At 37.1% G+C, this 491-nt stretch carries 1 protein-coding gene; it reads right to left on the minus strand.

The genetic code is table 11. From position 1 onward, the window contains the following. Positions 1–491 (minus strand): IS30 family transposase (locus CP363_RS10530; RefSeq protein WP_143468726.1); only part of this gene is annotated, 491 nt, incomplete at both ends.

Raw genomic sequence — 491 nt, forward strand, 5'->3', positions numbered from 1 at the left:
GCTGTTTGATAGATTTTATCTAATTCTCTTTCGAAGATTTCATCTGGTGTGTGATATGCCAGGATCTTTCTGGGTAAAGAGTTGCACCAGGTTTCAATATCAATGATTTGTTGGAGAGAATAGTTATTGATGCAGTCTCCTTTAGGAATGAATCTGCGAATAAGACCATTATGTCTTTCAACAGTTCCTTTATCACAAGAAGTATAAGGATGAGCATAATAAATAAGAGTCTTAGAAACTTCTTCTAAATTAGCTAAATCCGCAAACTCTGAACCATTGTCAGTAGTAATCGTCTTGAAGATGTCATTCCAGTGCTCGCTGTATTGTTTTTGAAGCATTTTAAAAGCCTGCATGACACTGGCAGATGTCTTGTCAGGTATGCGAATAATCAAGAATTCACGGCTCATGCGCTCAGAAAGCGTTAATAGAACCTGATCATCTTTGGTTTTATGCCCTAGAACAAGATCACATTCCCAATGACCAAATTCATT

Source organism: Lactobacillus sp. UMNPBX12, from assembly GCF_002553955.1.
Taxonomy (GTDB): domain Bacteria; phylum Bacillota; class Bacilli; order Lactobacillales; family Lactobacillaceae; genus Lactobacillus; species Lactobacillus crispatus.